We start from the raw sequence: 25,409 nt of genomic DNA on the forward strand, positions 1-25,409 counted from the left end.
CCCAAAATCGCGCGGCGAAGGTCTATCCGCGGTGGTTTGCGCTTTGGTTCATGCCCGCGATTTTCGGCTGAAACCGGTGCCAAAGGCGGACGAGCAGCCAGCCGGCGCCGACACCGCAGCCCGCCCCCGCCATTTTGACCGAAAGGTCGATCAACCTTGCATGGCGGTCGGCGGCGAGCATCTGCGTGAGTTCGAGCCCGATTGCCGCCGCGAGCATAGCCGCCAGAACGGCAAGCACTTGCCGGGGATAGGCGATCGCGAACATGAGACCCGTCAGCCCGAATGCTCCGAACCGTTCAAGCTGCACCGAGCTGCCCATGTGCGGGCGCAGGTCGAGCGGAGAAAGGGTCGAATAGGCAATGACGCCAAGAAGCAGCCACGCAAGTACCGATGCGATGCGCCTGACATTCATTTCGTCACCGCCCGGTAGACGTCGAGCGTCTTCAGTGCCACGCTCGACCAGCTATAGACGGTTTCGACGCGCTCGGTCTGCGCGAGCACCTCTTGTTCGTCGGGGGGATTGGCGATCTTTTTGGCGATGGCAGACGAAAGCGCGTCGACGTTCCCCAGCGGAAAATAATCGTCGGCGGGCAGGCCGAGCTGCCGGTTGGCAACGATGTCGCTTGCCAGAACCGGGAGACCATGGGCCATCGCCTCCAGAAGCGCGATCGGCATGCCTTCATGGCTCGACGGCAGCACGAAGAGCGCCGCATTGGCGAAGAGTTCCGCCAGGTGATCGCCAGTCTGGAACCCCGTCAGGACGACGCCCGGCACGCGGCTGGCCAGCGCCCGTACTTCCTCTTCGTAGGCGCCCGCGAATTCCGCACCGCCCGCAAGCACGAGATCGAATCCGCTATTTTCAAGTTTTGCATATGCCTGGATGAGATCGATCTGCCGCTTCTCCGGAACAAGCCGCGCCGCAAGCAGGATATAGCGCCGTCGCAACAGACGGAATTCGCCGAGAATGCCGGTTTCGCCGCTGGGGCGCGAAACGGTGACGCCATTCGGCACCAAAGACACCGGTACGCGATAGCGTTCGCCCATCGTATCGGCGATATCCCTGGAGATTGCGATGCGGCCTTGCGCGAGCCGCATGCCCATGCGTTCACCCGCTCGCAATATCCTCCTGGCGAAAGCCCCCCATTTCTGTCGGTCGTAGTCGTAGCCGTGGTGGGTCACGACGACGTTCAGGCGCATCAGCCGGGCGAGCGGTACCAGGAGCGCCGGGCCGACGGCGTGGATGTGCAGGATATCCGGGCGCCGCAGCGCCGCATAGCATACACCGAGGAAGGTATGGACGATGGCCTCGAGCGCCATCATACGTGGAGACCAGAGGGGAGTGACGCGAATTCCGTTCCAGGATTGCGGCGCGGGAACCGGAAGATAGCGCCGGCGTCCGACGACCTCGACATCCCAACCATGCGCGACCAGCCTGCCTGCGAGCATCTCCACGTGCTTTTCGACGCCGCCCTGAACGTTCGGAATGCCACGAAGCCCGAGCATCATCACGCGGCGGCGCTCTATCGGCAGTGCACGATAAGCGCTTGCAGGCATGCTCGCGGTCGCCCCGCCCGGCATTGCCGACGCATCCGGCCCTGCCGAAGGTCGATCTCGGGAAACCCCCGATCTTCTGCTCATGGTTGTTGCGCCCCAGCGATAACCCAATTCGCATCTTTTACGAGCAGAAGACTTACCATCCCGGTAAGACGGTCATTAGATTCGTAGAGGTCTGACCGAAAATCAGACGGTGATGGGCGAGCGTTGCGAATGTGCTCGTCACAGGAATGAGGATCGGAGGAGAAGCCTCAGGCCACGCCGATCGCCCCATAAAGCTCGAGCGTCCTCTCGCGGTAGGCGGCGGCGGAGAATTCGCTCGCGACCCAGGACCGGGCGGCCGCCCCCATGCGGGCGCGTTCCGTCAGCGAAAGTGCCGCCATTTCGCACAGGGCTCTGGCGAGGTCCCCGGCGTCCCCCGGAGCCGCAAGCAGACCGGTCTCGCCTTCCCTGACCATTTCCGGAATGCCGCCGATCGCCGCGCCGATCACCGGGCGCCGAAGCGCGTAGGTTTCGAGCACGCTGATCGGCGCGTTTTCGTACCATTCCGACGGCAGCACGAGCGCGCGGGACTCGCCGATCAACTTGTGCAGCTTCTCGCCCGAGAGATAGCCGGCGAAAGTCACGTCCGCCTTGAGCTCGGCCGCGAGGCGGCGAAGTGTTTGCTCCTCCGGACCGGTGCCGGCGATGACCAGCCGCTGGTTCGACAAAGCCGCCGCTTTGATCAGGGTCGTGAGGCCCTTTTCCGGCGCCAACCGGCCGGCAAAGGCGAAATAATCGCCCTCCTGCCAAGCACCGGAAAGAGCCGTGACATCGACGAAATTGGCGATATGAACCATCTTCTCGCGCGGCCAGCCCCATTCGGCGAGCTTTTCCAGATAGAAGCGGCTTGGCACGACCAGCCGGTCCACCTTGTCGCGGTAGAGCCCGAGCAAGCGGTGCAGCACCGTTTCCGCGAGCACCACCGCGCTCAGAGGGGCCGAACCCTTCACGCAGCGATGACGCAGGACATTGTAGACCCTGCCGCCGCGACAGTCCTCGCATACCCTGCCGTCCCGCAGCATCTTGTAGGAGGGGCAGGCGAGCTTCAGGTCGTGGACCGTCATCACCACCGGAATGCCGGCGGCTTTCAGGGTCGAGAAGATCGCCGGCGACAGGTGATGATAGACATTGTGCGCGTGGGCGACCGAAGGGCGGGCGCGTTTTATGAGCCGGCCGAGATTGCGCTGCGCCTCGAGCGAATAGATGACGCTCGCCGCCTGGACGGCCTTCCGCAGGAGACCGCTTCGGCGGCCGTATTCTATCTCCGAGACGAAATAATCCGACCAGGGCGAGGATTCGTTGAGATCATGCTGCATGGCGAAGGGAACGATGTCCCAGCCGATTTCGCCGAACATGCTCATATGGTCGAAGAAGACCGCCTCCGCTCCGCCGCGGCGGTAGAAATAGTTGTTGATCGCAAGAAGGCGCTTCCCGGTCACCAGAGCCTCCTTACCAGCCGATCCGGTCAGCGGCGCTGTCGACGGGAAGGATGCAGCATCCCTTTTCGGCGGCGTAGCGGACCAGATGATCGAAGGTGTCGGGGGTGCAGCCGTAGTTCGTGGGCCGCGGGGCGATGTCGTGAGTGAAGAAGACCAGCCAGCCGGGACGCTCGGCGACATCGTCTATCCAGCGCGTCAGCGCGCGCGCCCCATCCTCCGGCTGGCGTATCTCGACGCCCTTGAGCATCATCGGGTCGACGACACCGCGGTTGATGTCCTCGCCCCCTGCCCGGCACGTTCGGTAGCGGCGGCGGAGCTCGGCCCGTGCCAACGGCCAGGCAGCGTTGTAGGGGAAAGCAAAATTCGATGCAGCCGGAGAAACGCCGACCTGCTTCAGGTACTCGGCATTGCGGTCGAGATCGGTGCCAAGGCCGGCAATGTCACGCAATCTTCGGTGAGCGAAGGTGTGGCAGCCGATCTCGTGTCCGCGGGCGAGCAACTCGGTGCACCCTTCGGGCGTGATCAGCCTTCGATCCGGCTCCACCTGTCCGGCTAGCCCGCCCGCTATATAGAAGGTGCCGCGGGCTCCATACTTCTCGAGGATGGCTGCGCCCGCGCCAAGTGCGCTGTCGGGGACATCGTCGAAGGTGAAGGAGACGAGCGGGACCTCCGTCTCCAACCGACGCCGGGCTCCCGCCAGCTTCCAGATCGCCCGGTTCGCCAGCCTGTCGACGAGCGGACCGAGCCCGCTCAGCTTCTCAAGCATGCGCTACCCTCCCCTGACGAACGCGTGCAGGAGCAGCCGCCAGTTCCGCGTTCGACTGCAACGACAGTCCATAGAGCGCGACCATGAATGTGAACCACAGAAGGCTCCCGCCCTCGAAGAAGAGACTTTCGAGACCGGCGTTGAAGATCGTGTAGAGCCATGTGCGGACGAACAGCCTCGTCAGATGCGAATGCTCGCGCTCCGGAGCGATGCGGGCGATCTTTCTAAGCGGCAGGAAAAGGATCCAGATCAGGGTCAGGGCGAGGCCCGGGAAGCCCGTCATCAGGGCAATGTCGAGATAGGAATTGTGACCGTTGGCGGCAGCGACGGCCCAGGTCTCGACCGAGCCGCCGCTATAGACCAGTTCTTCCGTCTGCCAGAAGGCCTTGAAGCCATAGCCCGTGAGAGGCTGTTCGGCGAGCGCGCCGAAGGCGAAACGCCAGATATCGGCGCGATTGGTAAAGGTCGCATCGATGCCGAGCCCGCTGATGAACTCGCCGAGCGGGGAGAAGACGGCGGACCCCACCGCGAAGAGATTGAAAAGACCGACGCCGCCGACGGCAATCGGGAGGCGGAGAAAGCGCACCTTCTCGAATATGAGCGCGAGCAGCAGAATGGCCGGCAGCATCGCGGTCGACGTCTTACCCCCGGTATTGAGGAGGAAGACGAAGGACAGCGCGACGATGACGATCCCGGCAAACCTCGACCAGACGTTCATGACGTAAAGGCCGATGAAGGCTGCGATCACCATGGCAGCCGCGGCGCTGTTCTTGTGGGGAAAGTGGCCGCGCCACAGGCCGGCATTCATCGGCTCGCGCAGTTCTGACGCCTGATGGATCGCGAGCAACGGCTTGAAGACGATGCCGTAGTAGGCGACCGCGAGCATGATGAGGATGCCGATGCCGAGCATCTTGGCGAAGTGGCGTTCGGAAGCGGGCAACAACAGGTAGACGCTGGCATTGACGGTAACCATCAACGCGAGGATCGCACCCTTGATGCCGAGCATCGGATGCGCCGACAACAGCGAAACAAAGATGAACCAGGAAAGGAGAACCGCCAGCAGCGCGCGCGGCTGCAGGATCGTTTGCCGCAAAGGGTGGACCAGGCCGTAGCCCAGCATTCCGGTAAAAAGCAGGAGCGAGATGATCTGGTTCAGCCGGTTGGAATTGCCGGCGGAAGGGTCCAGCACCGCCTCGCCCGTCAGATCCACGAATGGATTGATGGAGATCCAGAAGAACAGGAAGATCGCCATGAACAGCACGGTACCGACACGCGCCTTTACCGCATTCGTCGGCTCGACCTCTCCGTAGCCCGCGCGATCCATCTCCCGGGCTCCTCAGGCGGCCACGTGGGTCTTGCCGCGAAGGAATTTCCAGAGGCCGAGGGCAAGTGCCGCGGCAATGCCGATTGCGAGACCCAGAACGGCGCCGCCGATCAGCAGGATCAAGGTACGCGGGGGCCAGCTTCGCGCATTGGGCGGCAGGGCACGCGAGATGACGCGAATATTCGTGGTGTCGATCTGCTGGCGTTCGGTGATCTGCTGCGCGCGTGCCAGATGGGTTTCGTAGATCGCCGCCTTGCTGCGCGCGTCGCGTTCGAGGTCACGAAGCTGCACCTGGGCCTGGTTATCGGTGAAGACGTTCGACTTTTCGTCATCCGCCTTGCCGCGGAGCGCATCGAGCGCCTTTTGCTCCCGGTCGAAGTCGGCCTTCGCGCGCTCCAGAATGCGGCGGGCTTCATCCTTCATCGCCGCTTCCAGCGCCGTGCGCTCCGAGCGCGCGGCAACGAGCCGCGGATGCCGCTCGCCATAAGTGAGCTGCATGGAGCCGATCTGCTGCTGCAAGGCATTATACTGCTGGCGCAGATTGGTCATGTTTGCCGACTCGAACACCGAGGCGCTGGCGGTCTGGCCCTCGGCAACGGCCGCACTCATCTGCCTGTAACGCGTTTCCGCCTGGATGAAACGCTGCTGACCGTCGAGAACCTGGGTGTTGAGCTCACTCGAAAGCTGATTGCTGACGAGCTCGCCATTGGTGGATTGCAGGCCGTTCTCACGCCGGAAATCCTCGACCCTCTTCTCCGCTTCGGTGACGTTGCGCCGCAGCTCATCGAGTCGTTCGTTCAGGTTCTGCGCCACCCGGCCGGCGCTCTCGGCGGCCGACTGAAAGAGTTCCGCCTCGAATGCCTCGACGATCGCGTCCGAAAGGGCGATTGCCTTGGCCGGTTCTTCGCTCCACACCTTCAGGATCACGACGAAGGAACGTTCCTCCCGGCGCGCCTCGACCCTCTCGGACAGAGCGCGCATGGCCGCCAGTTCCTTGTCCGCCTTGGCGTCCCGCGGGGCAATGAGCGTCTTCATCCAGTCGAGGAATGTCGGCCTGACGAATTCGGGATCGTCCGCAAGCCGCAGCTCGTCGATGACTCGTTGGAGGACGTTGCGCGAGGTCAGTATCCGGAGCTTGCTTTCGACCTCCAGCAACTGCGCGTCGCGCTGAGGATTGGTCGTGAAGACGTCGTCGCTGACGACGTTGAGATTGGAAGGATCCACCACGAGATCGGTATAGACCGTGTATCGCGGCGTCGCCGCCACGGCATAGGCAAAGGCGGCGGCAACCGAGAGGACGAGCGCGAGCACGACCCAGCGGGCGCCGTTGCGCAGCCACGCGATGAGGTCATTAACCCCGATGCTGCCCAGGAGGTGGAGTTGCGGGAAGAAATCCGCGACGGAGGAAGGCTGCTCCTCAAGAGCGCGCGCCTGATGGGCGGGGACGGGAATATCCACCACGCGGGCGGAGGTGCTATCCAATGGTTCCGCTGGAGCCTCTTCGCGAGCGGCCTCTTCCGTTACCGCGGGCACTAGGTCGAGCAACGACCCTCCGCCCGCGCGAAGGCGCTGATGTGGCCTTTCCAGGCGTAATCCCAGTCCCTCGGGCTCGCTGCGCCGATACATCCGCTTTCCCCATCCCCTCGGAGCCACCAAGGTGCTTATTGCCGTATAAGCAATTCCCCATGCGGATTTAGGGCCTGCAGGGTGAATATTCGGTTAAGCGGAACTGTTTCGGACGGTAACCTTTTGGGCAGGCCAATGCTCCTCTACGGGCACTGGTTCGTTTCCGCTGGGGAACTTCGACCTGCTTCCACAGTTTCTGTAGAATGCCCGACCTGACCAGCTATGCCGCGTTTCTGGGCGCCGTGCTTGCCTATCAATTGTCCGGAGTCGGCCCGGACATGATGCTTGTCATCAGCCGCGGCATCGGCCAGGGCCGACGGGCTGCGCTTGCAACCGCTATCGGATGCGTCGCGGCGGGCTTCGTCCAGATACCCTTGCTTGCCATGGGCCTTGCCACGGTCGTGGCGTCCTCGCCGCTCCTCTACAAGGCCATGCAATTTATCGGAGCGGCCTATCTGATTTATGTCGGGGTGCGTTTCTTGACGACCAGCAGTAAGACCTTCCTGCGCGAAGCGCCGGGCCGCACCACGTCTCCATCGCTTCTCGCCCCCTTCAGGCAGGGTGTGATCTGCAATCTGACGAATCCGACGTCGCTTTCCTTTATGCTCGCGATCCTTCCGCAGTTCGTGGCACCGTCCGCCGGATCGCCGGCCCTGCAATTCTTCATCCTCGGAGTTACGATGAAAGCCACCGGGCTGCTGGTCCTTGGTGCGGTGGCCCTCACCTCAGGCACATTCAGCAATTGGTTGTCGCACAGCAGTGCCTTTGTGGCGTGGCAGCAGCGCATTGCGGGCAGCATCATGATCGCGCTTGGCATACGGTTGCTGCTTTCTCCAGTCGCGCCCGCCCTTCACCGATGATCAGGACCGGCTGGAGCACTTCCGGGTAAAGCGTAATTCCTCAAGAGCACTCTTAGAAGTCGATCAGTTTCTGAACAGCTTCCTCTACCCGTACATTGTCACGAGGTCCAAGCGGCAAAATCGGCCGCGGGGGCAATGCCTGAAACAGTCCGAGGATGCTCCCGATAGCGTACATCACGCGGAAACTGCCGAACTCCTTGAACAGTGCCCATAAGGGTTGAAATGCGGTGTCGATCCGATGCGCTTCCGCACGATCGCCCCCTTTCGCCGCCCGAGTGAGTTTCGTTGCAGCCACGGGCAAAAGCCCGCCCGCGACACTGAACCACGCATCAGCACCGGACAGGAGCGCACCTGCTGCGCCCCAATCGCCGCTATAGCCGATAGCAAAAGCTGCAGACGTGTTCGCACGGAGTCGAGCGATCTCACCCGCGAAATCTCCGTCGGCAGGCAACGGCATCTTCACTGCGGCAATATTCGGCACCTGCGAGAGCCGTGTGATCAGTTCCTCGCTGAAAACGAACCTGGTCGTGCCCGGATTATTGTAGATGCAGAGCGGCAAGTCGGAAACGCCGGCAACGGCAACGAAATGCTGATAAACTTCCTCCTCAGTCAGAGGCGTGTAGGATACGGGAGCCAGGAGAAGTCCATCTGCCCCGGCTTCCTTCGCGTCGCGCGCGAGCGCCTGAGCCTCGTCGGTCCTGAGTGCGCCGACGCCGACGATGAGGGGAACTTTGCCTCCCACGCATTCGACAGCGATCTCCACTGCCCGTCGCCGTTCACCGCGCGAGAGAAATGCGTAAGCCCCTGTGCTGCCGAGCAATCCAATCGAGTCCGCGCGTGCTAGTCGGATACGCTCGAGCAGTCGCGACAGCGCCTCTTCCGAAACCTTGCCGCCCACATCGGCGGGTGTGGGCGGGAACGCTGACAGGCCATCAAATAAAGCCGCAGGTGCCATCGTCATTTCCCATCGACTGCGTCATAGCAGGCCTCGCTCATATAACCGCGAATGATCGCCGGCAAGACATGCAACCAAAAATCCGTCGGCAGCCGGCTCCGGGTCACTCGTAGGCGTGTTGCCGCCCGCTGCAGTCAACGATAAATTGCCATCAATGAAGAAAGGAAGCCGCATGGCGAACGTGACGATCCGCAACCTCGATGACGGGCTCAAGAAGCGCCTGCGCATTCGCGCCGCCGAGCATGGGCGTTCGATGGAGGACGAAGCGCGGGATATCCTTCGCGCCGCGCTTTCGACTACCGAATACCGACCGGCCAATCTCGCTACAGTAATCCGCATCCGAATGGCGCCGCTCGCAGGCGTCATGCTTGACCTTCCGCAGCGCGAGCCCATCCGCTACGCACCGGATTTCTCCGAGTGATTATCTCGATACCAATGTGCCGTCGGAGCTGTTGGCAGCCACCCTCTCCGTCGCGGTAGAGGCTGGCTCGCCTCCGTGGCAACCCGTAATGTCGCGGATCTCGCCGACACCGGTGTAACTATCATCAATCCCTGGGATCATCGGCCTTGAAATTTCAACCGGGCTAAAAATCCGTCAGCAGCCGGCTCCAGGTCTCCGAGGCGAGGCCGCCGATATAGATGTCGTTGCGCTCTGCCGCTTCCTTGAGGTCCGCATGGCGGGTCACCATGCAGAAGTAGCCGCGGTGCCGGAATGACAGCCATCGCTGGCGCGAGATAGCGTTCATCAGGAACGGCTGAGCCATGCCGACCGCCACGGCATAGCCTTCCGCATCGAGCTGCGCGAACATCGCCGCGGCGACGTCGCGCTCACGCCCCTCCTCGCAGACGAGATTGAGCACCGTGGCCGCGGCATCCTGCTTGCCGAAGAAAAGAAAGGCGCCAATCGTGCGACCGTCCGGCAGAACGACTTTCCTGCACTGGAGCGTCCCGAGGTTGCGGTTCATCGAAGCGACGCGCACGAGCCAGTCGAATTCGGCTGGCGACCAGGCCGGGCGGATCGCAAAGCGTTCCAGCATCGGGCTCGCGCATTGGAGGAACTCCTCGACGCCCGCTGCCTCGCTCCTGCATTCGCCCTCGGCCTTCGGCCGCATGGAGGGCCGCAACCGGCGCAGTGCACGGTCAATCGGCCTGAGGACGCCGACGAGAACACGCGAGCGCGCGATTGGGAAGTGACGGCCCGCAAGGATCGCCGCCGCGGTCAACGGCAGAAACGAGCGCTGCCATTCGAGGCTCTGGATCGGCAGGACGATGCCGCCTCCCGCAACCCAATGGTCGGCGCTGACCGGCGACGCATTGTCGGAGAAGCACATGTCCTGGCGAGCCGCCCGCATGGTGCGCGCAAGACGTGCCGCTCCAACGGCGCCGGCCTTGCCATCCGCCATGAAGGCACAGAGAAGGCGGGCCATGGTCGGGCGGCCATTGACCATGAACGCCATCGGTACCGAGAGTATGGCGCTGTCTATGCCGTTAGCACCGTTCTCGTGCACGACGCTGCCGAGTTCCGGAGAATAGTGAGGGCTGCCGAAGAAGACGGTCTGCAGATACCGTCCGAGGTCATCGTCGGATGCCTGATCGTGCCTTCGGAAAATCCTGTTGAAAAGCCGTCCGACCGCCGGAACGTCGTCGCGCGCCATGGGCCGCGTACCGCGGCGCTGCCCTGCATCGGCCGGCACGCTCTCGGATACGCGTAGTTCATTCGCCTCCATCGTCATATGGCGCCCGCTCCAAGAGTGAGCGCAGCCTGGCGGCGGTCGCGCCGCACCAAGTGCAGGAACAGGCTCCAGGAGGCGACGACCATCGCGATTTCGATTGCGTAGAAGGATAGGAAAGTTCCCATCGGCGGGGCGTACCAGCTTGCCCATGCGGCAAGGCCGGCACCGGCGATGCTGCCGAGCCCCATGACGGTCGCGCGGGCGGCGTGTGCGCCGGAGGCACCGAGCGCCTCGACCGCGACGGACCACATCGCGAGCGGCACCACGACCCAGCAGAGGCTTCTGACGAAGCCGACCAGCGAGAGATAGTCCTTGCCGAAGAGGTAGGGCAGGACCGGCGCCAGAACGAAAACGGTGACGGCCGCAGCCAGGCTGATGACGATTGCGGCAGCGAGCACCCGGCGCACCCGATGGAGGGCGTGGTGAAGCCCCGCCGCCGTCGCCCTCGCCGAACCCGGGTAGATGAGCCGGTTGAGCGCTTCCACCGAAAGATAGCTGCTCTCCAGCATGCGGCGAGCGACACTGTAGCTTGCGACGACCTCGGCGGTGGTGACGAGGCTCAGGACAAGCAGGTCGGCATTCTGGCGCAGCGCACGCAGGATGAAGGGAATGCTGAAGTAAAGGCCTTGCGGGAGTTCCTCCCGCACGATGCGGTAGCGCGGCGCACCGAGTTCCCGGATTGCCCGCATACACAAGAGCGCCACGAGGACATGGCACAGAAACTGCCACACCGCCCAGGATGCGACGCTGGTGACGCCGAAGGCGATGCAGGCAAGTGCCGCCGCAACCGTGCGCGCCGCCGCAAAACCGACGACGACCTTGTTGGCGGAGGCAAAATCCGTGTGAGCGATAAAGATCTGCTCGGTGAGCACGATGACCCGGACCAGCAGGATATTGGTGACGAGCATCAGCGTGATCACGGCGACGTTCGTCACGCGGTCCGGCGAAAGGGTGAAGAAGAACGGCAGGACCACCGCTCCCAGCAGGACCAGGGCTGCCCCGCTCGCCACCGTCAGGATGACATTGTGCCCGAGCATCTGCGGGTAGATCGCGCGGTCGCGCGCGACCCGGCGCACCAGGCATTCCATCGCCCCGAGCCCGCAGAGATGGACGGCTATATTGGCGACCGCAGTAATTGCGACGAACACGCTGAACTCGTGGACGCCGAGCCAGCGGGCAAGGATGGCAAAGGTAAGGAGTTGCGCCGCAGAACCGAGAACCAGACTGCCGCCGGAGGCGAGATAGGACATGACCATCGGCAGGAATGGTCTGTCACCGCGCTGTTCCGTTACACCTTCCGAGACCATCCGTTCTGCCTTGACAAATCGACTTAAAGGCCGGCACCGGGCTGCGAAACGCACCCCTCGCCGATTGAGGCGCACACTAGCGAGGATAAGTGATTGGCCGGTTAACATAAGCTTTGTGGCGCCATGTGTTGTCGGACGCCCTGCATTTCAGCTTCCGTTTACCTGCACGCGCTAGTGTGCGCCGGACCGACATCCCATCCGATAACCGAAGGAGCCTTCGTGCTGCAGGGCGACAATCATCTTGACGGCCGGACCGAGGGTCGCGCGCCACGGCTCGTACGATTCATGGGCGTCGACCTCGAACTGGCGCCGGACGTGCTTGTGCCGAGGGAGGAGACGGAACTCCTCGGGCGGAACGCCGCAGCGATCCTGATCGAGCGCGCCGGACCGGCGACCGTGATCGACATGTGCTGCGGATCCGGGAATCTCGCTCTGGGGATCGCCGCGGAGGTACCGCTCGCGCGTGTCTGGGCTGCAGACCTCACCGACAGCACGGTCGCGCTTGCGAGGCGCAATGTCGAGCGCCTCTCGCTTGGAGACCGCGTCGTCATCCGCCAGGGCGACCTGTTCGCGGCCCTCGCGGGAGAGGACCTCGCGGGCGCCGTCGACATGATCGTCTGCAACCCGCCCTATATCTCGACATCCCGCCTGGAAGGCGACAGCGCGCATCTTCTCGCAAGCGAGCCGCGAGAGGCGTTCGACGGTGGGCCCTACGGCATATCCATCCATCAGCGGCTGATCCGCGAAGCCGCCGCCTTCCTCAAGCCGGGCGGCTGGCTTCTCTTCGAGTTCGGAGAGGGACAGGATCGCCAGGCCACGGCGCTTCTCGCCCGGACGAAGGCCTATGAGGCAGTGACATTCGCCGAGGACTCGGCCGGAAAGCCGCGAGTCGCACTGGCGCGCAGGCTGGGCGGTGCAGCGGCAGCCGCCGCGGCTGACGGGGCGGACAGATGAGCGACATCCGTTCGCTCGCAGCCGAGGATATTCCGGCTGTCGCGCGGCTCTTCCAGAAGGTCTTCCGCAACAGCGCGGAGGAGCCGCCGCCTGCGTTCATCGAATATCTTCGGCAACTCTATATCGATGCCCCGGGAAACGACCCGGAAATACGCCCGCTCGTGTATAGCAACGATGACGGCCGGATTTCCGGCTTCGTCGGAGCGAACACTCTGGCCATGACGTATCGCGGCAGGGCATTGCGCGCCGCCATCTGCGGCTCGCTGATGGTCGACGGCCGCGAAAGCGATCCGATGGCCGGCGCGCGGCTGCTGAAAGCGTTCCTTGCAGGACCGCAGGACCTTTCCTTCAGCGAAACGGCGAGCGAAGTTTCGACGCAGATGTGGACGAAGCTGCGGGAGTCGTGCTGCCGCAATACAGCCTCGACTGGATACGCGTCATCCGGCCCGCATCCTTCGGCGTCGATCTCGTCGCGAGCCGGTTCGGTCCCGCCCGCGCACTCCGGCCGCTGGCTCATGCATTCGATCGCCGCCATCGCGGAAAGTTGCGACGCGGCGAGCTGCGCTGGTCGGGCGTGCCCGAGGCCGCCACCCAAGGACCGCTGCAGGTCGCCGACATCGACCGGCATGGCTTCGCCGAGCTCTTCGCCCCCTTGACCAGGCAGTTTGCCGTGCAGCCGGCCTGGACCGAGGGCCAGCTAGACCATATCCTCGAAGACGCGGAGAAGAAGCCGGAATTCGGCGAGCCGGTGCTTGCGGCCGTCAGAACGCGAAGTGGTGCGCCCGTCGGAGCGTTTTTCTACCACCTGCAGCCCGGCGGAACTGCCAGGGTTCTCCAGGTCCTCGCCCAGCCGGGACAGGCCGGGCCGATCCTCGACTGCCTGATAGAGCACGCGGCCGCGCGCGGAGCCGCTGCGGTTCGCGGTCGAACCCAGCCGGCGCTGCTTGAGGCCATGATGGGCCGCCGTATCGGCTTCGTCCATGCCGCCTCGACCGTCGTCCACTCCCGCGAGGAGGAACTCGTCGACGCTTTCCGTCACGCACGAGGGTTCATCAACGGCCTGGCGGGGAACACTGGAGCCGGCTGATCGGCGGGACGTTCAACCGGATCTAAAGCACTTCCAAGAAGGCGCAGAGTGGTCTTGCGTCCGGGAATGCGCCGTTCGAAGTGCTCTAAATCACGATGATTTCAGGCCGGGTCGGCCTAAAATCATCAAACAACCGCGGCGGGTATGCCGGATCTGAACAGCCCTAGACCTGAAGCTGCTCGGCGAGAGGCTTTTGATAGACGACGATCGGGGCGTGATAGGGTACACGCTTGTAAAGATCGATGACGTCCTGGTTCACCAGCCGAACGCACCCTGACGAAACTGCCTTGCCGATCGATTTCCATTCCGGCGTGCCGTGCAGACGGTACAGCGTGTCCTGCCCGTTCTGGAAGATGTAGAGCGCACGGGCACCCAAGGGATTGTCTATGCCGGGGGCCATGCCGCCATTTTCGACGGAGTATTTTTCGAGTTCCGGCCGGCGGGCGATCATATCGGCCGGAGGCTTCCACCGGGGCCAGGGCTGGCGCCAGTGTATGATCCCTTCGCCCTGCCAGGCGAAGCCCTCGCGCCCAATTCCGACGCCGTAGCGCATCGCCGTTCCGCCGGGCTCGATGAGGTAGAGGAACCGCCCGGGCGTGTCTACGACGACCGTCCCCGCCGGTTCGCCGGTGGGGTCCGACACCCGCTGGCGCAAATATTTCGGATCCATCTCCCTATAGGGAACTGCCGGAATGAAATGTCCGCCATCTTCGACGGCAGCATATCTGGCTTCCAGTTCGGCATCGCTCGCCAGCCCGATCGGGCGGCTCACCAGACGCGGCACGGGGGCGCGCTGCGCTTGCGGCGCAGAGGTCGAGCACCCCGCGACGGCTGCCGTTGCGGAAATCGCTCCCAGAAGAAGCGTGCGTCGTCGTAATTGAATTTTGCTAAACATCTCAAGCAGGTACGAAGAGAGAAAAGGGGTCGCGTGTAGACGTGTAACCGACTCGCCTGGATTGCCAAACTCACGGCCAATCACATGTTCGATATCTGCAGCATCGCGCGGAGGGTCGTCGGAGGTTTAGAAGTGGCGAAGTCGGCAGCCCGCCAGCCGGAGGGGTGAGGTGTGTGCGGTTTTGCGCCCGCATTCCGCGCTATTCCTGGATTTGATCACGTTTATGCTTCTAGCCGACCCGACCTGAAAGCATCGTGCCTAGGAATGCAGCTGCCGCGATCCCGCAGATCTGCGTATGGCGGCCGGCAGCGGCGCGGGCTGGCCGCAATAGACCGGGTACAGCGTCGGCTCGGACAGAAGGAAGCCCTGCACATGCGTGGCGCCGGCCTTTTTGACGGCTTCGAGCTGTCCGTAGGTCTCGATGCCGTCGACGACCACTGTCGGCGCAACGCAGGAAGCGAGCCCCACCAAGTGATGGAGGAACCCCTTGCCCCCGCCCTGGCCCTCGCTCTGGCCGCGGCCGATGAAGAATGCGTCCAGTTTCACGATGTCGACGGGAACGGATAACAGCGATTCCGGCGTCGAGTGACCCGTTCCGAAACTGTCCAGGGCGATTCTGTAGCCCAGTTCGCGCGCGCCTTCGATGAACTCCGCCGCCATCGGCAGGGTGGCCAGCGGCAGGCACTCCGTTATCTCGAGAACCAGGCGCGAGGCCATTTCCCGATTTCGCGAAAGCAGATCGTAGAGTTCCGACCAAGTGTTCTCGTCGAGAATGTTCCCGGCCGAGATATCGCAACCCAACACGCCTGACGGATTGCAGTCGAGCCACTCGAATGCGAGACCGAGCATGTATCGATCGAATGACGCAACGCGTCCCGACGCTTCGAGAAAAGCCGTGAATTCCTCGCTCGTCCTGACCGCTCCGTCACGTTCTACGAGTCTGCCTAGGCATTCCGAATAGAGCACCTCGCCCGTATCGCCGACCGCATTGACCTGTTGCAGCGAGAAGCCTATCCGTCCCTCCCGCATCGCTTGGGTCACGGCGCCGACGACACGGTCGAATCTTCTCAGATGTTCCATGCGGCGACGCGCCTCGCTCGGTCAGTCTTCGATCACGACGTCCTCATCGGGCGCCGTGTCGAGAAGGTGCTCACGAATATCGTCTATCTTCCCGACGGACGATCCGACGCCAAGCGTTTCCTTGACGTCCTCAAGTGTCGCATCCGTCACTTCGCCGCCATTCGTGAAGCTTGCAATCGCCTCGCGCAGCGCTTCATCGCTGAGAGCCGGATCGGTCGGGATGACGTCCGAGCCGAACTCCGCCTCGAACTCGGCATAGGCGATCGCATAGGCGGAGATTGCCGCCATTCGCGGATCGTTCGAGTTCAGGTAGGCGTGATAGTTCCGGCCGAGCGAGCTCAGCTTTGCCGTTTCGGCCTGCGGATTCTTGGGCTTCGGCGTCGGGACAGCCGTTTCCGTCACCTTGGCCTTTACTACCTTACCGGACTTCCCGGATTTGCCGTGCGCCGCTTTTCCGGACTTCCTACCGTGCTTGAACAGGTCTTGGAGGAAGCGCGGCGTGCCCGCGCGCTCGCCGCCCGATCTGCCCAAATCGGATCGGGCCTTCGCGTGGCTTCCGCTATTGCCGTGGCTTCCGCTCTTGCCGTGGCCGCCGCCATTGCCGTGGCCCCCGCCATTGCCGCCGCCATTGCCGTTGCCGCCGCCACCATTGCCGCCACCGTTGCCATTGCCGCCCTTGGCGAATGCGATGTCCGACATGCCGGGTGCAAGGCCCGCCAGGGGAGCGCCTGCGAGCGCCAGCGCAATAAGACCTCGTCCGACGAATTTGGAAATAGGCATGAGGGCCTCCTATCGAAAGTCGCGGCCGTTGTTGCTGCGGCCGATTTTCTGCTTCAATTGATTAAGCGATAGCGTGCAACTGGTGCGGGTTCCACCGCCGCCGGACCAATGCGCCGGTTGATTGGACTTAGGTCCGTGGGCTCGGTCGTCAAAAGTCCCAAGATGCGCTATGACCAAGGGGTAAGGGATGGCGCGCGTTGACCGGCCGGCCGGAAATGCTAATTTGGCGGTTGCAAAGAACGCAGCAGTGCCGGCGACGAATTGAGCGGGCCATCGTGAGATCTCTCGTGCACGTCGACGCCCTCATCAGACGGTGGAACTCTCAGCCGCTGGCGAAGCAGTTCCTCATTATCGGTGGCTCTGTAGCCGCCGCGGCGATGCTCGTCGTCGGCGCCTTCGTGACGAGCCTTATAGAGGACGCCGTGACGCGCAACTCCGCGGCCACCACGGCGCTCTATGTCGACAGCGTGATTGCGCCGCTTCTGCCCGACATGCAAACGACGCAGGTGCTCGACGATTCGGTGGCGCGTGCGCTTGACGAAACGCTTGGGCAGGGCGCTTTGGGTGATCGGCTTGCTTCATTTCGCCTCTGGCGTGCCGACGGCACGGTTCTCTATTCGAGCGACAAGGCCATGGTCGGTCAGAAGTATGAGCTGGGTCCGGAGCTGACGGCAGCATTCGACGGCGGCATGGTCGCTCGTTTCATGCCTCTCGACGAGGCCGACGGCGAGACGGAGCGCCTTTCGAGCAGTCCTCTCCTGGAGATCTACAATCCCCTTCTCCAACCCTGGTCCGGCGAGGTGGTCGCCGTCTCGGAATTCCACGAGATTGCCGACGAATTCGAGCAGAGCCTCAATCGGGCGAGGCTTCACACGTGGCTCGCCGTTGCCGGCTTCACGCTCGCCTTCTTCATCGCCCTTTCGGCCATCGTCCTGCGCGGCAGCAGAACGATAGAGAAGCAGCGCCATGCGCTTGCGCAGCGCGTCGACGAGCTTTCGGCGCTGCTTGCGCAGAACGAGACACTGCGCGGGCGCCTGCGCCAAGCCTCCCAGCGAGCGACCGCGCTGAACGAGACCCTGTTGCGGCGGATCGGCGCCGATCTGCATGACGGGCCGGCGCAACTCGTGGCCTATGCTTCGCTGCGACTGGACAGCAACAAGCTTGTCAGCCCCACGACGCCCGCCGAACTGCGCGAGCGTGAGATCGCCGCCATCAAGGGCAGCCTCGACGAGGCGATGAACGAGATCAGAACGCTGTGCAGCGGGCTGGTCCTGCCGCAGATAGAGACCGCCGGCCTGAGGAAAATTCTGGAGCGCTGCGTCCACGCCCATGAACAACGAACGGGAACCACCGTGGAGTTGTCGATGACCGACCCGCCCGAGCGCCTTTCGGCATCGGCGAAGATCTGCATATACCGTTTCGTGCAGGAAGCGCTTAACAATGCCTACCGTCACGGCGGCGGCATCGCGCAGCGCGTGACGCAGAGCACGAAGGGTGACAAGGTTACCGTCGAGGTTGCAGACGGCGGGCCGGGCTTCGACCCCAAAGACGTACGGCCGACGAGCCTCGGTCTCGCGGGCCTTAAAGGCCGGGTCGAGAGCCTCGGCGGAACATTCGAGATCAACCCCAACGCGCCCGGCACGATTGTCCGGATGTCGATCGGTTTTGAGGAAACGGAGCAGGCATGATGACGGGAATTCGAGTAGCCGTGGTCGATGACCACCCCTTGTTCAGGGAGGGTGTGACACGGAGCCTGTCGGAAATCGACGGGTTCGAGGTCGTTGCCGAAGGCGGGTCGCGGGACGAGGCGATCGCGATCGCGCAAAATTTCAACCCTGATGTGATGCTGCTCGACATCTCCATGCCGGGCGGCGGGCTGAACGCCATTCCGGCGATCCTGAGCGTCGCGCCCTCACAAAGGATCGTCATGCTGACCGTTTCCGAGGCGAATGACGACGTCGCTGCAGCTCTCAAGGAGGGCGCGAAGGGTTACATTCTCAAGGGGATCGGTGCGAGGGCGCTGGCGGACGTCATCCGCACCGTCGCCTCAGGCGAGAGCTATGTCGCCCCCACCCTTTCCGCCAAGCTGCTGACGGGCCAGCTGGCCAATCCCGCACCGGCCAAATCCAACCTCGTTGCCGAGCTGACGCGGCGCGAACAGGAGGTCCTGCACCTCGTCGCCTCGGGAATGAGCAACAAGCAGATTGCCCGAAAGCTCGATCTGCACGAGAAAACGGTGAAACATCACATGACGCAGATCATGGCGAAGCTCGACGTCGCCAACCGGACGGAGGCCGCCATGGTGCTGCGCGACGCGCTCGACTGGCGTCCGGTCAGTCAATGAAGGAGAGAAGCCGTCTCCGGTCGGCCGACGTCGCCCGCCGGTTGACAATAGTGCGCCCGCGCGAATCCTTCATGATGTAACGGGCGTCTTCGATCACCTCGCTGATGCCGTCCCGGTGACGTACGCGCAGGATGGAGCCGCCCCCTTCCACGGACGTCGTTGCTCTTCCGCTTGCCCGGCCGGAATTCGAATTGCCGCCGCCCTTACCGTTTCCGCCGCCGCCCCCGTTTCCACCGCCATTGCCACCGCCTCGTCCGCCGCCGTTGCCACCGCCTCGTCCGCCGCCGCCGCCACCGCCACGCCCGCCGCCGCTACCACCGCCCTTGGCGAGAGCGGATTGCGGTTCCAGTTCGATGCCTGAGCCCGACAGCGCGATTTTGTAAGGCGATACGGCGACGGGAAGGCCGACCGAAACCCAGCACAGTGCTGCAAGAAAGTTTCGACGCGTGACCATCACGCTCCTCCTGAAGAGTTTTTACCGGGATGCGCCTGATCGCGGTCTCGCGAATGCCTTGACGCTATCACCGATCGTCGGCGTCGTCGCCGACCCGACAACAGTCCACCGGGAAAGCCCGACATTCGCTTTCGCCGGCTGTTGCGCCATCTTTGGTCACGGCTTGACCGGTGCGTCAACTGCAATCGGGGTGTCTCAGACGTTTCGCTTTCGCCGGTCGGACGATCGTCCGATGTGATTCGGACGAAAGTCCGACGACGGGGCGCGGTGGCCAGGCGAAAGCCGTACTGCAGCCTCCCGAACGAGAGGCTGCAGGAAGGGATATCCATCCGGTTGCCATTCGCGCAACCTGGCCGGACCATGGTGCCGCTGCGGCCGGCTCAGGCCGCCCGCACGCCCGCCTTCATCGGTATCTCGATGTCGACTTCGAGCGTGGTGACGTGCTCGCCGCGTTCCATCGTGACGTTAACCTTGTCGCGGTCGACCTGGACATGCTTGGCGATGACCGCGAGAATTTCTTCCCGGAGCACCGCAACGAGGTCCGACTGGCCGACCGACGCCCGCTCATGCGCCAGCAGCACCTGCAGGCGCTCGCGCGCCGTCGGCGCCGAGGTCTGCTTGCTGAAGAAACGGAAAATGCTCATGCTGCCCTCCGTCCGAATATCTTGCCCAGGAAGCCGCGCTTCTCGCCGGGAATGGTCATCGGCACCGTTTCCCCCGCAAGGCGGCGCGCGGCATCCAGATAGGCGCGTGCCGGAGCGCTGCTGCTGTCGGCGAGCGTCACCGGGGCACCGAGGTTGGAAGCCTTGAGAACGTCCATGCTTTCAGGAACGATTCCGATGAGCGGGATCGACAGGATCTCGAGAACGTCATCGACCTTGAGCATGTCGCCGCGCTCGGCGCGGACGGCGTCGTAGCGCGTCAGCAGCAGGTGCTTCTCGACCCGCTCTCCGCGCTCTGCCCTTTCGGTCTTGGCATCGAGCAGGCCGATGATGCGATCGGAGTCGCGGACCGATGAGACTTCCGGATTGGTGACGATGACGGCGAGGTCGGCGTGGCGCATCGCGAGCGTCGCGCCGCGCTCAATCCCGGCCGGGCTGTCGCAAATGATCCAGTCGAAGTGTTTCTTGAGCTCTTCCATCACCCGCTCGACGCCCTCGGGGGTCAGGCTGTCCTTGTCGCGGGTCTGCGATGCCGGCAGCAGGAAGAGGGTGTCGAGTTGTTTGTCGCGGATCAGCGCCTGCGGCAGCTTCGCGTCGCCCTGGATCACGTTGACGAGGTCGTAGACGACCCGGCGCTCGGCGCCCATGACGAGGTCGAGATTGCGCAGCCCGACGTCAAAATCGACGACGACCGTTTTCTCGTTGCGCTGCGCCAGCGCCGCACCCAGTGCGGCGGTTGACGTCGTCTTGCCGACGCCGCCCTTTCCAGATGTAACTACAACTACTTTCGCCATCTTCCCGCTCCTGTTGTCAGAGCGGGAGGAAAACTGTGAGCGGTTTCCGCCCGCATCCCCGCTCTAATTCTATAAATCAGCCGGCGACCGGCTCAGTTCAGTCTTTCTGCCATGATCGAATCGCCTTCCAGCCACAGCTGGACCGACTGCCCGCGCAGATTGGGGGCCATGTCCTCGGCCGTCTTGTAGACGCCGTCGATTGCCAGCAGTTCCGCTTCGAGCCGGCGGCAGAAGATGCGCGCAGACGCGTTTCCGACCGAGCCTGCCAGCGCCCGCCCTCGGAGCGTCCCGTAGATATGGACTGAACCTCCTGCGACGATCTCCGCGCCGGATGCGACGGAGCCGACCACCGTCACGTCGCCTTCCGGGAAGATGACCGACTGTCCGGACCGAACCGGTTCCCGGACGATGATCGATGCCGTCGCCCGAACCGGCTGAACGTCCTCCGACGTAATCGGCGCAGCGGCCTTTCCCCTGCCGGCCTTCGGCGGATCGGCCGGATCGGCCTCGGGTACTTCGAAATCGGGAGCCGGCCGGCCGCCCTTCATGGCAGGCGGCATCCCCGGCTCGAAAAGCGAGGGACGTCCGCCTTCGATCCCCATGACCCTGACATTGCGCTGGCCGAGCTCGTCGAGCAGGCTCTTCAACTGTTTCCGGTCGATCTCGAGATCTGCCACATCGAGCACCACCGGGCGCCCCAGGAAGAAGCCCGCCGAACGCGAAGCGAGGTCATCGAGCCGGCCAAGCCACCAGTCGAGCGGCAGTTCCGGGGAAAGCACCAGCGCCAGGAAGGAGCGGCCCTTGATGCGGATCGAGCGAGCGTCTGTTAGCACTTTGGTCATCTTCGTTAATTTTTGGTTGCCAAGATGTAGGCGAGCCATGGTTAACAAACAGTTAACCGGGCCTCCTTCTTTGCCTGATCTTCGGTCCGTTTCGCCCCTGCACGACGGGAAGTTTCCGTCACGCGCGAGCCCGTCTGTCCAAGATGAGACTCGACGGAACCGGCGACCAGTTCTAGGCAGCATGGTGACGAGGGGAGCTTGCACAGGGCTGACGAAGGCGGGATGCCCATGCGGGAAGAATTGACCGCTGCCCCGTAAACGGGGGAGAGAGACCCTGCGAACCTCTCCCCCGCACTTCTCAGGGTTTGCCTCCAGATCAATCCGGATGCCTTGCCCTGGCCTGGATGAAGGCGTCTATGTCCCAGATGGGAAATTCCTCCTCCGCCTCCGGAAGGCCGATATCGCGGCGCATCCGATTCGACAGGTGAGAGATCTGGTTTTGCGCCTGATGGCGCCTCCATGCGGCCGACATCAGTGCCCGTGCGGTCTTCCAGACGCCGAATTTACGGTAAAGCTCATCGGCCGCCGCCGCGAGGGGTTCGACAACTATTGCTTGTGGTTCACGCATGACTGTCCGTCCCGGCGCGGTGATGCAGCCAGGTCCTTTCGAGGATCAAAAGACGTGCGGATGCGGAACGCAACAATGCGAACAATTGTCCCGTCAGCCGGTCACGTCAGTTAAAAGGGAGGCGCCAAATGGCGGAGATGCGGGCTTGTGAGCCTCAGATCAGTAGCGGCTGAAGCCAGATGCGCGTCGCATCGAAGGCACGATAGCCGTTCCGCCACAGAGGCGCACAAACACGAGATTGGAATTCATCTTACGCCTCCTCTGATTTGAATTGCGGATGAGGTGATCCTCGCACGAGACAGGCCGATCGGCAAGCACTCAATTTCGAATTGCAATCGGCGCTTCATCCCTGTTGCGGGAATACAACAGTCTTCGCATGAGAAGGCGCATCCGTGCGGCAAGGCACGTCGTTCAACTGCATCTATTATTGCTTGGCGAGACTCATGTTACGCTAACGGCGCATCTCCGGTTGAACGCATGGCGGCCGATTCTCTACTCGCCGTCGTGCAGTCGATCGAAGATGATCGTCAGCAGCGGAGAAAACACCATGAACCGCAACGTTATCATTGGCATTATCGTGCTCGCGATTATCATTCTCGCGGTCATATTCTTCATGCCAGGGACGGCTGAAACGCCCCCGGCGACTGAAACGACTCCCCCGGCGACGACGGAGCCCGCGCCCACAGAACCGGCACCGGCACCGACGACACCTGCACCCTCTCAATAAAGCCGGCCGATCGCACGCCCCGTTTAAGGACGGGGCGTGCGATCGGATTCTTACTCGATCTCCTCGACCGGCTGCACCAGCTGCGGCCCGAGATGCAGGTAGCGCGTGGCCTTGCGCTTGGCGGCAATATCCGCCCAGACGCGCTCGACCTGAGCCGCGCCCAGATTTGCTGCGCGTCCGACCTCGTCGGCGCTGAGCCCGTTGTTGAGGCCGAAGAGGCACAGATCCATTCGGTCATAAGGCAGCGAGAAATAGAACTCTTCCTGCGTCTGCTCGAGCGAATAGGTGTCGGTGGTCGGCGGCCGGCGCCGGATTTCCTCGGGAACGCCGAGATAACCGGCAAGCGCATAGACCTGCGACTTGTAAAGATGGGCGATCGGCTTGACGTCCGCCGCGCCATCGCCGTTCTTGACGAAGAAGCCCTGATCGTATTCCAGCCTGTTCGGCGTGCCGAGCACGGCAAAGTTCAGCCGGTCGGCATGGTAGTATTCGATCTGCTTGCGGGTGCGCTGCTTCATGTTCGTCGCGGCGACGATCCCGAGATAGACGGAAGGCGGCATGCGCAGCTTCGTCTGCTTCCCCTCGGGGTCCTGCACCACGAGCGAGGAAATGTTGTAGCCGTTGCCTTCGAGCGCATTGGCGATGACGATCTTCGACGCCCAGCCCGGCCCGTAATCGGGGACGAGTTCGCGAATGAAGGCGTCACGCCGCCGATAGCAGCCCATGGCGTCGAGCGTCGGTCCGATGTCCTCGACCACCGCCTCGACACCGAACGTCTCGGCGACCAGCCGGCCGAGGTGCAGGCTTTCCGGATCGGAATCGTTTTCCGGCATGAAGAGACAGAAGACGTTCTTCGCACCGACGGCGCGCACGGCCAGCGCGACCGAGACGCTCGAATCGATGCCGCCGGAAAGGCCGAGGACGAGGCCGCGTTTGCGCAGGCTGCGCAACTGGGCCCGCAATCCGGCAACTATACGTTCGGCTTCCGCAGCTTCGTCGATTTTCAGCGTGTCGGCCGAGAAGACGAGCCTGTTCTGGTCCGGTCGGATATTCATTCTGCGGGCTCCAATGTTTCGGCCGCAAGGCGGCGGCTGACTTTTCCTGTATCCGTCTTCGGCAATTCGGTGCGGAATTCGACGATCTTCGGCACCATGAAATCCTCGAGATGGCGGCTGCAATGACGGATGATGTCCTTCTCCGTCAGCGTCGGGTCCGACAGCACGACGAGAGCGCCGATCGCGGCCCCAAGCACCGGATCGGGAACACCGATGACCACGGCCTCGGCAATTCCGGGATGCGCATGCAGCACGGTCTCGACCTCCTTGGGCGCGACCTTTTCGCCGCGCGTCTTGATGATGTCGTCCTTGCGGCCGACGAAATAGAGGAAACCCTCCTCGTCGGTACGGAACAGGTCACCGGTGTGAAGCACCTTTTCCCATGGATTAGGGCCGGGGCGGAGCATGCGCTCGGTCGCGGCGTCATTGCGCCAGTAGCCCTGCATCACATGCGGGCCGCGAATGACCAGTTCGCCGGCTACACCGGGCGGCACCCGGTTCCCCTCGTCATCGACCACGAAGGCTTCGGTGTTCGGTATCGCGATCCCGACGGAACCCGGCCGCCGGTCGAGCTCTTCCGGCGGCAGATAGGTGCAGCGCTTGCATTCCGTCAGTCCGTACATGGAATAGAGCCGGGCGCCCGGGAAAAGCTCTCTCAGGCGGGCGATATGCGCCGGCGGCAGTGCTGCCGCGGTATTGGAGAGAAAACGAAGGCTCGGCAGGAAGCCGGGTTCGAGGTCACGCATCTGCAGGATCATTGCCGCCATGGTCGGCACCAGCGGGAAGCCGGTAACCCCTTCGGTCCGGATACGGTCGAAGATCGCCTGCGGGAAGGCGAATGACTTTTCGAGTACGAGCGTCGCGCCGAGCCGGATCGCCATCAGCAGCTGATAGAGCCCGTAGTCGAAGGCGAGCGGCAGCACGTTCAGGATGATGTCGTCAGGCGTGTTCTGGAGATAGGAGGTGATCGACTCCGAAGCCGCATCGATATTGCGATGCGTCATCATCACGCCCTTGGGACGGCCCGTCGAGCCCGAGGTATAGATCAGCATGCCGAGGTCGACGTCGATGCCGCCGTGGCGGACGGGCGCAGGCGCAACCGTCAGGCATTCCTCAAAGGAAGCGGCACCGTCCGGTATGCGGCCCCCCGGACCCGCGGTCGAAGCGACGAATGGCGCATGGCCCCGAGCAAGCGCCAGCGCCTCGGCAACGACCGGCATCAGCTTGGCCTGCGTCAGGATAGCCGCCGCCTTGCAATCGGCGACGATATAGGCAAGCTTGTCCGCCTTGGTCGAAGCATTGATCGGGCTGAAGGTCGCACCGGCCTTGAGGATCGCGAAGATCGCGACGGCCGCCTCCCAGCAATTGTCCATGAAGACGAGAACCCGGTCGTTCCGCTTCACGCCGCTTTCGGCAAGAGCGGCGGCGAGGCGGCTCGAAAGATCGTCGAGTTCGGCATAGCCCAGCCGCCGGCGATCGGTGACCAGCGCCGTCTTTGCCCCGTTTGCCGCGGCGTTCCTGATGAGGAATTGCTCGAACCGCATGATGGTGATGCCCCCGC

24 protein-coding genes and 1 pseudogene are annotated in these 25,409 nt (G+C 63.3%); 6 read left to right on the plus strand and 19 right to left on the minus strand.

Annotation, left to right across the window (positions count from 1 at the left end; all coding sequences use genetic code 11):
• Positions 1-22 precede the first annotated feature (22 nt).
• The 6 genes from N0Q91_RS24430 to N0Q91_RS24455 all read right to left on the minus strand — a co-directional run bounded on the left by N0Q91_RS24430 (position 23) and on the right by N0Q91_RS24455 (position 6,751).
• A complete protein-coding gene (locus N0Q91_RS24430) occupies positions 23-412 on the minus strand; it encodes a VanZ family protein (RefSeq protein WP_275599344.1) in 390 nt (129 codons plus the stop codon).
• A complete protein-coding gene (locus tag N0Q91_RS24435) occupies positions 409-1,578 on the minus strand; it encodes a glycosyltransferase family 4 protein (protein WP_275599345.1) in 1,170 nt (389 codons plus the stop codon). Before N0Q91_RS24435 ends, N0Q91_RS24430 begins: the two co-directional genes overlap by 4 nt.
• 227 nt (positions 1,579-1,805) lie before the next feature.
• Positions 1,806-3,035 (minus strand): glycosyltransferase family 4 protein, encoded by a 1,230-nt coding sequence (locus tag N0Q91_RS24440; protein WP_275599346.1) that lies wholly within the window; start codon positions 3,033-3,035, stop codon positions 1,806-1,808.
• A 10-nt stretch (positions 3,036-3,045) separates the two neighbouring features.
• Complete coding sequence (locus tag N0Q91_RS24445; RefSeq protein ID WP_275599347.1) at positions 3,046-3,801, minus strand: polysaccharide deacetylase family protein; 756 nt, start codon at positions 3,799-3,801, stop codon at positions 3,046-3,048.
• Positions 3,794-5,125 carry an O-antigen ligase family protein gene (locus tag N0Q91_RS24450; RefSeq protein ID WP_275599348.1) on the minus strand — a complete coding sequence of 444 codons (1,332 nt, stop codon included), beginning with the start codon at positions 5,123-5,125 and terminating at the stop codon, positions 3,794-3,796. The genes N0Q91_RS24445 and N0Q91_RS24450 overlap by 8 nt, the downstream gene beginning before the upstream one ends.
• Before the next feature lie 12 nt (positions 5,126-5,137).
• A complete protein-coding gene (locus N0Q91_RS24455) occupies positions 5,138-6,751 on the minus strand; it encodes a GumC family protein (protein WP_275599349.1) in 1,614 nt (537 codons plus the stop codon).
• Between the two features lie 203 nt (positions 6,752-6,954).
• Between N0Q91_RS24455 and N0Q91_RS24460 the strand changes: the two genes are divergently transcribed.
• Positions 6,955-7,611 carry a LysE family translocator gene (locus N0Q91_RS24460; protein ID WP_275599350.1) on the plus strand — a complete coding sequence of 219 codons (657 nt, stop codon included), beginning with the start codon at positions 6,955-6,957 and terminating at the stop codon, positions 7,609-7,611.
• 52 nt (positions 7,612-7,663) lie between these two features.
• On the opposite strand, the gene N0Q91_RS24465 is transcribed toward N0Q91_RS24460, so the two are convergent.
• Positions 7,664-8,566 carry a dihydrodipicolinate synthase family protein gene (locus N0Q91_RS24465; protein ID WP_275599351.1) on the minus strand — a complete coding sequence of 301 codons (903 nt, stop codon included), beginning with the start codon at positions 8,564-8,566 and terminating at the stop codon, positions 7,664-7,666.
• Positions 8,567-8,738: 172 nt separating this feature from the next.
• Between N0Q91_RS24465 and N0Q91_RS24470 the strand changes: the two genes are divergently transcribed.
• Positions 8,739-8,987 (plus strand): FitA-like ribbon-helix-helix domain-containing protein, encoded by a 249-nt coding sequence (locus N0Q91_RS24470; protein ID WP_275599352.1) that lies wholly within the window; start codon positions 8,739-8,741, stop codon positions 8,985-8,987.
• Between the two features lie 163 nt (positions 8,988-9,150).
• Here N0Q91_RS24470 and N0Q91_RS24475 read toward each other — a convergent pair whose 3' ends face one another.
• Both N0Q91_RS24475 and N0Q91_RS24480 read right to left on the minus strand, forming a co-directional pair.
• Positions 9,151-10,299: a GNAT family N-acetyltransferase gene (locus tag N0Q91_RS24475; RefSeq protein WP_275599353.1), complete on the minus strand. Its 1,149-nt coding sequence runs from the start codon at positions 10,297-10,299 to the stop codon at positions 9,151-9,153.
• Positions 10,296-11,606 (minus strand): lipopolysaccharide biosynthesis protein, encoded by a 1,311-nt coding sequence (locus tag N0Q91_RS24480; RefSeq protein ID WP_275599354.1) that lies wholly within the window; start codon positions 11,604-11,606, stop codon positions 10,296-10,298. Before N0Q91_RS24480 ends, N0Q91_RS24475 begins: the two co-directional genes overlap by 4 nt.
• Positions 11,607-11,825: 219 nt before the next feature.
• Between N0Q91_RS24480 and N0Q91_RS24485 the strand changes: the two genes are divergently transcribed.
• Both N0Q91_RS24485 and N0Q91_RS24490 read left to right on the plus strand, forming a co-directional pair.
• Positions 11,826-12,560 carry a N5-glutamine methyltransferase family protein gene (locus N0Q91_RS24485; protein ID WP_275599355.1) on the plus strand — a complete coding sequence of 245 codons (735 nt, stop codon included), beginning with the start codon at positions 11,826-11,828 and terminating at the stop codon, positions 12,558-12,560.
• Positions 12,557-13,673, plus strand: a pseudogene (locus N0Q91_RS24490) (hypothetical protein). The gene N0Q91_RS24485 and the pseudogene N0Q91_RS24490 overlap by 4 nt, the downstream one beginning before the upstream one ends.
• Before the next feature lie 137 nt (positions 13,674-13,810).
• Here the strand turns inward: N0Q91_RS24490 and N0Q91_RS24495 are convergent.
• The 3 genes from N0Q91_RS24495 to N0Q91_RS24505 form a co-directional block, all read right to left on the minus strand.
• Complete coding sequence (locus N0Q91_RS24495; protein ID WP_275599356.1) at positions 13,811-14,542, minus strand: L,D-transpeptidase; 732 nt, start codon at positions 14,540-14,542, stop codon at positions 13,811-13,813.
• A 258-nt stretch (positions 14,543-14,800) separates the two neighbouring features.
• Positions 14,801-15,622 carry an EAL domain-containing protein gene (locus tag N0Q91_RS24500; protein WP_275599357.1) on the minus strand — a complete coding sequence of 274 codons (822 nt, stop codon included), beginning with the start codon at positions 15,620-15,622 and terminating at the stop codon, positions 14,801-14,803.
• Between the two features lie 21 nt (positions 15,623-15,643).
• Complete coding sequence (locus N0Q91_RS24505) at positions 15,644-16,402, minus strand: hypothetical protein (protein WP_275599358.1); 759 nt, start codon at positions 16,400-16,402, stop codon at positions 15,644-15,646.
• A 275-nt stretch (positions 16,403-16,677) separates the two neighbouring features.
• On the opposite strand from N0Q91_RS24505, the gene N0Q91_RS24510 reads away from it, so the two are divergent.
• Both N0Q91_RS24510 and N0Q91_RS24515 read left to right on the plus strand, forming a co-directional pair.
• Entirely contained in the window at positions 16,678-18,090 is a 1,413-nt protein-coding gene (locus N0Q91_RS24510; protein ID WP_275599359.1) for a sensor histidine kinase, read from the plus strand.
• Positions 18,087-18,746: a LuxR C-terminal-related transcriptional regulator gene (locus N0Q91_RS24515; protein WP_102761671.1), complete on the plus strand. Its 660-nt coding sequence runs from the start codon at positions 18,087-18,089 to the stop codon at positions 18,744-18,746. Before N0Q91_RS24510 ends, N0Q91_RS24515 begins: the two co-directional genes overlap by 4 nt.
• Here the strand turns inward: N0Q91_RS24515 and N0Q91_RS24520 are convergent.
• The 7 genes from N0Q91_RS24520 to N0Q91_RS24550 all read right to left on the minus strand — a co-directional run bounded on the left by N0Q91_RS24520 (position 18,736) and on the right by N0Q91_RS24550 (position 25,392).
• Positions 18,736-19,200, minus strand: coding sequence for a hypothetical protein (locus N0Q91_RS24520; RefSeq protein WP_275599360.1), 465 nt, complete (start codon positions 19,198-19,200; stop codon positions 18,736-18,738). The two genes, N0Q91_RS24515 and N0Q91_RS24520, sit on opposite strands and share 11 nt — an antisense overlap.
• Before the next feature lie 380 nt (positions 19,201-19,580).
• Positions 19,581-19,844: a cell division topological specificity factor MinE gene (gene minE, locus N0Q91_RS24525; RefSeq protein ID WP_003526351.1), complete on the minus strand. Its 264-nt coding sequence runs from the start codon at positions 19,842-19,844 to the stop codon at positions 19,581-19,583.
• The gene (minD, locus tag N0Q91_RS24530; RefSeq protein WP_275599361.1) at positions 19,841-20,656 is read right to left on the minus strand and encodes a septum site-determining protein MinD; all 816 of its coding nucleotides are present in this window, start codon (positions 20,654-20,656) and stop codon (positions 19,841-19,843) included. The genes minE and minD overlap by 4 nt, the downstream gene beginning before the upstream one ends.
• Positions 20,657-20,748: 92 nt before the next feature.
• A complete protein-coding gene (gene minC, locus N0Q91_RS24535; RefSeq protein ID WP_275599362.1) occupies positions 20,749-21,498 on the minus strand; it encodes a septum site-determining protein MinC in 750 nt (249 codons plus the stop codon).
• Between the two features lie 316 nt (positions 21,499-21,814).
• On the minus strand, positions 21,815-22,066 hold the full coding sequence (locus N0Q91_RS24540; RefSeq protein WP_275599363.1) for a YjiS-like domain-containing protein: 252 nt from the start codon (positions 22,064-22,066) through the stop codon (positions 21,815-21,817).
• A 777-nt stretch (positions 22,067-22,843) separates the two neighbouring features.
• The gene (nadE, locus tag N0Q91_RS24545) at positions 22,844-23,848 is read right to left on the minus strand and encodes an NAD(+) synthase (protein WP_275599364.1); all 1,005 of its coding nucleotides are present in this window, start codon (positions 23,846-23,848) and stop codon (positions 22,844-22,846) included.
• Positions 23,845-25,392, minus strand: coding sequence for a class I adenylate-forming enzyme family protein (locus tag N0Q91_RS24550; protein ID WP_275599365.1), 1,548 nt, complete (start codon positions 25,390-25,392; stop codon positions 23,845-23,847). The genes nadE and N0Q91_RS24550 overlap by 4 nt, the downstream gene beginning before the upstream one ends.
• Between the last annotated feature and the right edge of the window lie 17 nt (positions 25,393-25,409).

The sequence above is a fragment of the Sinorhizobium prairiense genome, assembly GCF_029201645.2.
In the GTDB taxonomy this organism is placed as follows: Bacteria; Pseudomonadota; Alphaproteobacteria; order Rhizobiales; family Rhizobiaceae; genus Sinorhizobium; species Sinorhizobium meliloti_A.